Origin of the sequence: Neobacillus vireti (assembly GCF_001026695.1) — a bacterium.
GTDB classification, from domain to species: domain Bacteria; phylum Bacillota; class Bacilli; order Bacillales; family Cytobacillaceae; genus Neobacillus; species Neobacillus vireti.
The window spans coordinates 209631-219787 of the sequence record NZ_LDNB01000021.1 but is presented as its reverse complement, the minus strand read 5'-3'; the positions used below and the strand labels follow the sequence as shown (position 1 = coordinate 219787).

Annotated in this window: 7 protein-coding genes; 6 read left to right on the top strand and 1 reads right to left on the bottom strand. The window is 43.5% G+C overall.

From position 1 onward, the window contains the following. Positions 1–362 precede the first annotated feature (362 nt). The 3 genes from AA980_RS24685 (at position 363) to AA980_RS24675 (ending at position 4586) form a co-directional block, all read left to right on the top strand. The gene (locus AA980_RS24685) at positions 363–1508 is read left to right on the top strand and encodes an acyl-CoA dehydrogenase family protein (RefSeq protein WP_024026827.1); all 1146 of its coding nucleotides are present in this window, start codon (positions 363–365) and stop codon (positions 1506–1508) included. A gap of 18 nt (positions 1509–1526) precedes the next feature. Beyond that, on the top strand, positions 1527–2684 hold the full coding sequence (locus AA980_RS24680) for a thiolase family protein (RefSeq protein ID WP_024026826.1): 1158 nt from the start codon (positions 1527–1529) through the stop codon (positions 2682–2684). Positions 2685–3011: 327 nt separating this feature from the next. Next, a complete protein-coding gene (locus tag AA980_RS24675) occupies positions 3012–4586 on the top strand; it encodes a fatty acid--CoA ligase (protein WP_024026825.1) in 1575 nt (524 codons plus the stop codon). 214 nt (positions 4587–4800) lie between these two features. Here AA980_RS24675 and AA980_RS24670 read toward each other — a convergent pair whose 3' ends face one another. Continuing rightward, on the bottom strand, positions 4801–5952 hold the full coding sequence (locus AA980_RS24670) for a M20 peptidase aminoacylase family protein (RefSeq protein WP_024026824.1): 1152 nt from the start codon (positions 5950–5952) through the stop codon (positions 4801–4803). A gap of 355 nt (positions 5953–6307) precedes the next feature. Between AA980_RS24670 and AA980_RS24665 the strand changes: the two genes are divergently transcribed. The 3 genes from AA980_RS24665 (at position 6308) to gsiC (ending at position 10139) form a co-directional block, all read left to right on the top strand. After that, positions 6308–7333, top strand: coding sequence for an asparaginase (locus tag AA980_RS24665; RefSeq protein ID WP_024030955.1), 1026 nt, complete (start codon positions 6308–6310; stop codon positions 7331–7333). Between the two features lie 202 nt (positions 7334–7535). Next, positions 7536–9158 (top strand): glutathione ABC transporter substrate-binding protein, encoded by a 1623-nt coding sequence (locus AA980_RS24660; protein WP_024030361.1) that lies wholly within the window; start codon positions 7536–7538, stop codon positions 9156–9158. Positions 9159–9218: 60 nt separating this feature from the next. Then, positions 9219–10139, top strand: coding sequence for a glutathione ABC transporter permease GsiC (gene gsiC / locus AA980_RS24655; RefSeq protein WP_024030362.1), 921 nt, complete (start codon positions 9219–9221; stop codon positions 10137–10139). Positions 10140–10157 lie beyond the last annotated feature (18 nt).

Below are 10157 nucleotides of genomic sequence, written 5' to 3'. Positions count from 1 at the left end.
GAGTTGCTTTCCAATTAATATCCAGTAAATGTCGTAAGTTTCGAAAAATAGGTGGTAAGTGCCCGAAAATATGTCGTAAGTGACCGGATATTTGTAGTAAATTCTCGAGATTCGAGTCGCTTTCCAATTAATATCCAGCAAATGTCGTAAGTATTGAAAAATAGGTAATAAGTGACCGGAAATATGTCGTAATTAACCGGATATTTGTAGTAAGTTCACGAGGTTCGAATTGATTTCCAATTAATATCCAGTAAATGTCGTAAGTTTCGAAAAATAGGTAATAAGTGACCGGAAATATGTAGTAATTAATCTAAAATACGTAGCAAATGCGCAGAAATACGTTGTAAGAGAGGTAATTTAACATGAAACATCCATACTTAAACGAAGATCATGAAATTTTTCGTCAGTCATTAAGAAAGTTTTTAGAAAAGGAAGCATATCCCTTTTATGAGCAGTGGGAAGAAGATCGGATGATTCCCCGTTCCTTTTGGACAAAGATGGGCGAGCAGGGGTTTCTATGCCCTGATATCGCTGAAAAATATGGCGGCAGTGAGGTTGATTGGGGATTTGCCGTTGTTATTAACGAGGAACTGGAGCGAGTAGGCTCCGGATTAGTAGGCATTGGACTTCACAATGATATTGTGGTTCCGTATATCACCTCCTATGGGACGGAGGAACAGAAGCAGCGCTGGCTGCCAAAGTGTGTTACCGGCGAAATCATTACCGCGATTGCGATGACAGAGCCCGGTACTGGTTCCGACCTCGCCAACATCAAAACAACCGCCAAGCTGGATGGAGACCATTATATCGTCAACGGTCAAAAGACGTTCATCACAAATGGGATTCAATCCGACTTGATAGTTGTGGCAGTTAAGACCGACTTGCAAGCTCTACCGAAGCACAAAGGTGTCAGCCTGCTTGTCATCGAACGAGATGCTCCCGGTTTCTCCAGAGGTAGAAAACTGAACAAAGTGGGACTCCACTCACAGGATACTGCGGAACTGATTTTCGAAGATTGCCGTGTTCCGCAAGAAAATCTGCTCGGCGATGAGGGCAATGGCTTCCTTTACTTAATGGAAAAACTCCAACAGGAACGGCTTCTTGTCGCGATTGGGGCGCAAACGGCGTCGGAAGTGATGCTGAAAATGACTCTGGATTACGTGAAAAGCCGGGAAGCGTTCGGAAAACCTGTCGGCCAGTTTCAAAATACGCAGTTTAAAATTGTCGAAATGACTACCGACATTGAAATGGGCAGGGTGTTTTTAGATCAGTTAATTGCCGAGCATATTGAAGGAAAAAACGTGGTCACAAAGGTGTCAATGGCAAAATGGAAGCTGACGGATATTGCCAAGAAAATAGCGGCAGAATGTATGCAGCTCCACGGCGGTTATGGATATATGGAAGAATACGAGATTGCCAGAAGATTTCGCGACATTCCGGTTTCGAGCATCTACGCCGGCACGAATGAAATTATGAAAACAATTATTGCGAAAAACCTAGGATTATAGAAAGTGAGGATGAAGAACATGCGTGAGGTAGTAATTGTTGAGGGGGTCCGTACCCCTGTTGGAAGAAGAAATGGTGTGCTAAAGGACATCCGTCCCGATGACCTGGCAGGGCTGACCTTAAAGGAACTTGTCAACCGGGCGGGGATTGATCCGGCGATTGTGGATGATGTTATTTTAGGGTGTGTCACTCAAGCGGGGGAACAAGCAGGGGATATCGCGCGGGTAGCAGCGTTAATCGCTGGATTTCCAATTGAGGTGCCAGGCACCACGATTGACCGCCAATGCGGCTCAAGTCAGCAGGCGGTGCATTTTGCCGCGCAAGCCATCCTTGCGGGGGATATGGATGTAGTTATTGCTGGTGGTGTTGAAAGCATGTCTCGTGTACCAATGGGTTTAAATTATAAAGGGGTAGAAGAACCATTTAGTCCGAATTTAAGGTCAAAGTACGAAATGATTCATCAAGGGCTGTCAGCTGAGCGGATTGCCGAAAACTACGGATTTACCCGTGAGGAACTTGATCAATTCTCTCTCGAAAGCCATCAAAAAGCATTAAAGGCTCAAGAAGAGGATTATTTTTCAAGAGAGATCTTTCCGTTAGAAGTAACGCTTCCGGACGGAACAACAACCGTTATTAAGGAGGATTCTGGTCCAAGAAAAGGTACATCGTTGGAAGCATTGGCAGGACTAAGAACTTCTTTTAAAGAAGATGGCGTCATTCATGCTGGAAATGCCAGCCAAATTAGCGACGGGGCGGCCGCGTTATTACTCATGTCACGTGAGAAAGCGGAGGAACTCGGGCTTAAACCGCGATTCCGTGTTCACACCCGCGTGGTCGTTGGTTCTGACCCAACCTTGATGCTGACAGGGCCGATTCCTGCCACACATAAGGCACTAGAAAAATCCGGGCTCTCCATCGATGATATCGATGTATTCGAAGTAAATGAGGCATTCGCGCCAGTACCGCTTGCCTGGCTGAAGGAAACGGGTGCAGATCCGACAAAGCTGAATCCAAATGGGGGTGCGATTGCCCTTGGTCATCCACTAGGCGGCAGCGGCGCTCGCTTAATGGTGACGATGATGCACGAACTCGAGCGAAGCGGCGGCCGCTACGGATTGCAAACGATGTGCGAAGGCCACGGCATGGCAAATGCTACGATAATTGAGCGATTAGTTTAACAATCAGAGGTTAATTGCTGTCCATTTAAATTGGATTCGCTGATTGAATGGGGAAATTCGCCGATTGAAGTCCAAAATTTCGCCGATAGAATGGCCAGATTCGCCGATAGAACCCGGAAATTCGCTGATAGAACGGAATATTGTTTGATAACGATAAGAAATGGGAGCAAATCTGTAATTCTACCGGGGTAGATTGTACAGAAAAAACATATTGGGTTAATAAAAAGCGAAAATGAAGATTTTTTCTAGGTAACACTCTTCGGAAATAATTAAGGCAATCGGCGCACCCGACGATTGCCTGCAAATCTATCAATGGAGGCGTTCAAAATGACCACGACAATCGGAAAAATCTTTGATTTAACAGTGAAAAAGTTTCCGCACAAGGAAGCCCTCTACGATTTTCGGAAAAATGTCCGCTACACCTATCAAGAGTGGAGCGAACAAGTCAACCGGCTTGCAAATGCCCTGCTAAACGAAGGAGTCAAAAAAGGAGACCGTGTCTCCACCTTCATGTTTAACACCGAAGAATTGGGAACTGCCTTCTTTGCCTGCGCGAAAATCGGAGCAATTTTTAATCCGATTAATTTCCGCCTCACACCTGAGGAAGTGGCGTATATTTTATCGGATGCCACTCCAAAGGTTGTTCTTTTTGAAAAAGCATTGGAGCCAGTCATCGGGGCGATAGAAAACCGCTTCGACAAAATCTCTTTCTGGTTCATTGATGAGGAAAAACCGGAATACGCCGCCAGCTATCAAGAAAAAGTCGCCTCCGCCTCCACTAAAGATGTTCAAGCTGAAGTCAATGAGAACGATATCTACGCATTTATCTATACAAGCGGCACAACCGGAAGGCCAAAAGGAGTCATGCACAGCCACCGAAATATGGTGGATCAAAGCGTATTATGTAATGCTGCTCAGAAGCTTGAGTCGGAAGATGTAGGCCTCGTGACGGCACCGATGTTTCATTGTGCCGAACTGCATTGCGCTTTCCTGCCAAGGGTGCATATTGGTGCAAAAAATGTCATCTTGCATCAATTCAATCCCAAAGCGATCCTTCGATTAATCGAACAAGAAAAAATTACGAAATTATTTGCCGCACCAACCATGTGGAACATGCTTCTTCAAGAAGATTTGAGCCAATATGACCTATCAAGTCTGAAGCTTGGTTTATATGGTGCAGCTCCCATGGCTCCGACGCTTGTGCATGCTCTCCATGACCGCTTAGGGATCACCTTAATTCAAGCCTATGGGATGACAGAAATGGGGCCGGCGATTACCTTTTTATCGGAGAGTGACCAGCTCCGAAAAGCGGGTTCCGCGGGACAGGCAGCGCTAAGCCACGATATCCGGGTTGTCCACACAAGGGAAGATGGACCATCAGAGCCTGACGATGTTGTCGCAACCGGAGAAACTGGTGAGATTATTGTTCAAGGGCCGTGTATGATGATTGGCTATTTCAACCGCGAAGAAGCAACGGAAAAAGCGTTGTATAAAGGCTGGTACCATTCGGGTGATATTGGTTATCTCGATAAAGATGGTTTCCTGTTTGTAAATGATCGTGTCGACGATATGATTATCAGCGGCGGGGAGAATATCTACCCAAGGGAAGTGGAGGATGTTCTTCATGCACATCCGGGCGTCCTAGATGTTGCGATTGTCGGCCAGCCTGATGACCGCTGGGGCGAAACCGTGACGGCTTTTGTTGTGAAAAAAGATCCGAATCTGAACGAAGAGGAATTGGATGAATTCTGCAAAAATAGTGATAGTCTCGCAAACTATAAGCGCCCGCGCAAATATGTTTTCTGTGAGGCATTGCCGCGAAATGCCAGCGGGAAAATCATGAAATTTGTCCTAAGAAAACAGCTGGAGGAGCTTTTTACTCCAGGTCCAACGAATTCGTAAGAGAGGATCATCACAATGTTAAAAGGTGTTAAGGTCATCGATTTCACTAAAGGAAGAATCCGGTGTCGAAACGGCGTTTAAATTAATTGCCCATATCGATGTTGTGATTGAAAGCTACTATTGAATAAAACAAGGGACAGCCTCTAAAGCTGTCCCTTGTTTTATTTGTGCAACCCCACCTTTTACTAACGCTAGCTGGTGAGTGAGTAATCCCCTAATTGTTCTCAGACGAATCCCCTTTTTCAATCGTATTAAATGTTTTAATAATCGTCTTAGCCAAAATTTCGATTCCTGTCAGTAGTGCATCATGATTAAAGGTCATTTTTGGATGATGGAGACCTGGTACTAAGTCACAACCAAGCCCAAGCATCGTTGCTTTAATAGTTGGCCTCTTTAGTGTGTAAAAATGAAAGTCCTCGCCGCCGCTGGACATGTAGGGCATGACATGGTTTGCCTGTCCAAGTGTTTCCGTAATGACATCCTGCATAATTGCTTGGGCCTCCACACTAATTTGGGCAGCGGCGACTCCAGCATTCACTTGAAGTGCAATCTCTACCCCGTAAAGTAAAGAAACAGATTCCATGATTTTTTCAACGCGCTCGGATAGTTGATTCATGACATCGTTACTTTGGGCACGAAGATCCAATGCGAATGTTGCACGCCCAGGGATAATATTGCTGCTTTCTCCGCCTGCATGGAATGAAGTCATTTTAACTGAGTAAGGGACCATCGGGTTAAGATGGATTTTGCTGAGTTCATTAACGATTGATGCCCCAACCTCAATCGCATTTTGCCCTTGATGCGGTCTGGCACCGTGGGCATCGGTTCCATTTATTTCACCAGTAATAAACTGGGCTGCACCGTTAATAATTCCCGATGAAGCCTTTCCAAAGGGTACTTCTTCCATCGGGCGAAGATGAACACCATATAAATAGTTAATATCATCGACCACTCCTTTTTCAATTAACTTTAATGCCCCTGTTCCTTTTTCCTCTGCGGGTTGAAAAATGAATTTTAACCTGCCAGGTGGTTGATAATTCATCTTTTTAAGTAAAAGTAATGTCCCGAAAACGATCGTCATATGCGCATCATGACCACAGGAGTGATTGGCTTGAAACGTGCCGTCTACCTCCTGCCAAAGTGCGTCGATATCTGTTCGCAGCCCAACACAGGCTTCACCCGAGCCAATTTCAGTTACTAGCCCGGTACAATCATCAAAAGAAGTAATAGAAAGACCAAGGTTCTCTATCAATCCCTTCAAATAATCTGTCGTGTTATATTCCTTCCAGCTAATCTCGGGATTGGTATGTAAATGGTTAAAAATACGGTAAAGTTCTGATTTCAATTCAGCGAGCTCTGTTTGCATGATTTCCTCCTTGGAACTGATTTTTAATTGGGTGAATTAGGTGGATGTCGCAATAGAAAATAGCAACCTAATCCTTTTTAAACTGACTTATTGACAAATTATATCAAAATAATCTAAAAATTAAAACTTTATAGGTTGTTTTAGGTTAAAAAGTGTTTTATAATAATTTAAAATTATTAAAATTTTTAGATTAATAGCTGTGAAAAGTAATGTTCCGTTCCAGGNGCGCCTGCGGGGTCTCACCTGTCCCGCTGCTCCCGCAGGAGTCTCGCGCCTTCCACTCCAATCAACATTGTGTTCAAAATCAACAATATTCTTTAACACAGCCAAAATAATAGAAATGAGGGGTGATAGAATGGATTCTACAAAATTAGTAAATGTAACTAGGGGGAATCTAGTAGAAAGTTCTCATAAGGGGCACGTAGCCGTCGTGGACTCAAAGGGTCAATTACTATACTTTGCAGGAAATCCTAGCGCTAAAGTTTTTGCCCGTTCCTCCATGAAACCAATTCAAGCGATTCCAGTAGTGGAAACAGGAGCTGCCGACCATTATGAATTCAGTGATGCTGATCTTTCCCTATGCTGTGCTTCGCATAATGGCGAGAATATGCACACCGATCGTGTTCTATCCATACTAGGAAGGACGGGAATGGAGGATACCTGTTTAAAATGCGGCACCCATATTCCTCGTTGGCAAGATACATATAAGCAGCTAATTTTGGCAGGGAAGGACGTTACTCCTTTATATAACAACTGTTCCGGGAAACATACAGGGATGCTGGCAACTGCGAAACACATGAATGAAGCGATTGAAAATTATTATGATTTGGACCATCCCGTACAACAACGGATACTGGCAGCAGTTAGTGAAATGACAGATTATCCAAAAGAGGAGATTGAAATTGGGATTGATGGATGCGGCGTGCCAGTTCATGGGGTGCCACTTGAACGACTGGCTCATGGCTATGCAAAAATGGCTAAGCCTGACGAACTTTCCGAGAAACGCCGTAATGCCATCAAGCGAATTACTAAAGCAATGGTAAATGCGCCGGAAATGGTTGGCGGCACCGATCGCTTTTGTACAGATTTTATGAGAGTGGGCAAAGGGAGATTTATTGGTAAAGCAGGTGCGGAAGGCGTTTACTGTATTGGAGATCTTGAAACTGGAATAGGTATTGCAATCAAAATTGAAGACGGAAATGGTCGAGGTGTTTACCCTGCGGCAGTGGAAGTGTTAAAACAGCTAAATTTATTAACGGATCAACAAATTGAAGAACTTATGGGTCACTTTCGTCCAAAATTACGGAATGCTCGTAATGAAGTGATTGGGGAATTGGTAGCTGATTTCAAGCTTCAAAGTGCAGGAGCACTTCAAGAATAATTTTTACTATAAGGCTGTGTTAAAAGTGAACGTTGATTTCCGTTCCAGGCACTTCGCTTTCCGCGGGGCGGGCGGTGAGCCTCCTCGGCGCTAAAGCGCCTGCGGGGTCTCTCCTGTCCCGCTGCTCCCGCAGGAGTCTCGTGCCTTCCACTCCAATCAACAATGTCATTTAACAAAGCCAATAATAAAAGGAGGAAGTCCATTGAAAAATCGTTATTTGCATATGTTACTTGCCGTATTTGTAATGTGCAGCTTGTTCTTAATTGGGTGCAGCAATTCAAACAAGGCTTCAAGTGATTCGAAAGATGGCAAGAAAAATATTAAACCGGCGGAAACACAGGAGTTGGCTAAAAAAGAAGGAAAAGACGTTACAATTGCTGTTGCGGATAATTTTATTAGCATGGATCCACATGACACAAATGATACACTTTCTTATTCAGCTCAAAAAACCATGCTTGAAGGATTGGTTGGTTTTGACAAGGATATGAAGGTTGTCCCAGTTCTTGCGGAAAGCTATTCGGCTAATGATGCTGCGACGGAATTTACTTTTAAACTTCGTCAAGGTATTACTTTCCATGATGGAACACCATTTAATGCCGAAGCAGTAAAAGGAAATATTGACCGCTTAGCAAATCCGGACCTTAACCTAAAGCGTCATAGCTTATTTGCTCTTGTGAAAGAGACACAGGTTGTCGATGAGAACACTGTTAAAGTAGTTTTAAGCGAACCATTTGGTGCGATGATTAATACATTTGCCCATCCTGCGGCAATGATGATTAGTCCGAAAGCGTTAGAAACCTATGGCAAGGATGTCTCACAGCACCCAGTCGGAACAGGGCCATTTAAATTTGCAGACTGGGATCAAAGCGATCACTTAAAAGTTGTGAAGAATGATCAATACTGGAAAAAAGACTATCCGAAGGTTGATTCGATTACATTCAAACCAACACCTGAAAATGGGGCGCGGGTAGCGATGCTTCAAACAGGAGAGGCTGATTTTATCTATCCAGTGCCAACTGAGCAAGCAGAAAGCCTTAACGGTAAAAACGGAATTATGGTTGAAAACAACCAATCAATTGTTGTCCGTTATTTATCGATGAATACAATAAAGAAACCATACAGTGATGTCCGTGTTCGTCAGGCCATTAACTATGCAATCAATAAGGATGCGTTTGTAAAAGTTGTTATGAACGGTTTTGCGACACCTTTAGACTCAGTCATTGCTCCAAACGTGCAGTTTTATTCAAAGCAAGATCAGTACAAATTCAATCTTGAAAAGGCTAAAGAATTGCTGAAGGAAGCCGGACTTGAAAAAGGCTTTACTGCAAAATTATGGGGCAGCAACAGCTCGCAAACGATTAAAGGAATGGAATTTATTCAGCAGCAGCTTGCTCAAATTGGCGTAAAGGTTGAAATCGTCCCAATGGAATCTGGAACAATGGCGGACAAAATTTGGTCTGTTCAAGATCCTAATGCAGCGGAGATTGAATTGTATTATGGCGGCTGGTCACCATCCACAGGTGATGCGGACTGGGGGATTCGTCCGCTTGTAGGCGGAAAAGATGCATTCCCGCCGAAATCCTATAACACGGCTTATTATAACAATGATGAAGTAAACCAAGCGATTAAAGATGCTCTTGCAACTGCAGATCCTGAAAAGCGAAAAGCAGCATATGAAAAGGCTCAAACGGCAATCTGGAAGGATGCTCCGTGGGCGTTCTTATCCGTTGATGACACGATGGCAGGAAAGAAAAACTACCTGGAAGGCATTAACTTGCTGCCAGATGGTGCTTTAAGTGTAGAAAATATCGAAATCAAACAATAAGTAAGGTTGAGCGCTATAGTCATATAGCGCTCATCTATTATCTGTAAAGGAGGAATCCAATTGTTAAAATTTTTTTTAAAAAGATTAATTGGAATCATACCTATTTTATTCTTTGTTTCCATTTTTATTTTTCTGTTTGTCCATATGATTCCAGGAGATCCAGCTAGATTAGTAGCAGGACAAGATGCCAGTTTAGCAGATGTCCAAGCCGTTCAGAGAGAGCTCGGCTTAGATAAGCCATTGTATACTCAATATGCAGATTTTGTAAAAAATATTGTTCAAGGGGACTTTGGTTTATCGTTAAAGACAAAACGTCCTGTTTTTGATGAAATTGCCGCACGCTTTATGCCTACTTTTTGGTTAACCTTTTGGAGTATGATTTGGGCTGTGTTATTTGGCCTTGTGGTAGGAGTATTTTCTGCAACGAAAAGGAATAAATGGCAGGATTATCTCGGAATGTTCGGGGCAGTATCAGGAATTTCCCTTCCATCCTTTTGGCTCGGCCTTATGTTAATTCAATTATTTGCCGTGAATTTAGGCTGGCTGCCAACTGGCGGGATGGATTCATGGAAGAGTTACATCTTACCTTCCATCACACTTGGGGCTGGGGTTGCAGCAGTTATCGCACGGTTTTCCAGGTCTTCATTAATGGAAGTTATGAAAGAAGACTATATTCGTACAGGACGTGCAAAAGGATTAAAAGAAAATAAAGTGGTTTGGGGGCATGCGTTAAAGAATGCGATGATTCCCGTTGTTACCATGACAGGGTTACAGTTTGGATTTCTACTTGGCGGATCAATCGTCATTGAAACGGTGTTTAGCTGGCCTGGTTTAGGGAGATTGCTGATTGATTCTGTTTCCTTCCGCGATTACCCAGTTATCCAGGCAGAAATGCTTTTGTTTGCTTTAGAATTCATATTAATAAATTTATTTGTCGATCTATTATACGGAGTTTTAAATCCACAAATCCGTTACGAATAAAGGCTGAGAACAAGGAGG

Coding starts and splice junctions, on each gene's coding strand:
- AA980_RS24680 (WP_024026826.1), top strand. CDS start 1,527: ATGCGTGAGGTAGTAATTGTTGAGGGGGTCCGTACCCCTGTTGGAAGA.
- AA980_RS24665 (WP_024030955.1), top strand. CDS start 6,308: ATGGATTCTACAAAATTAGTAAATGTAACTAGGGGGAATCTAGTAGAA.
- AA980_RS24675 (WP_024026825.1), top strand. CDS start 3,012: ATGACCACGACAATCGGAAAAATCTTTGATTTAACAGTGAAAAAGTTT.
- AA980_RS24685 (WP_024026827.1), top strand. CDS start 363: ATGAAACATCCATACTTAAACGAAGATCATGAAATTTTTCGTCAGTCA.
- AA980_RS24670 (WP_024026824.1), bottom strand. CDS start 5,952: ATGCAAACAGAGCTCGCTGAATTGAAATCAGAACTTTACCGTATTTTT.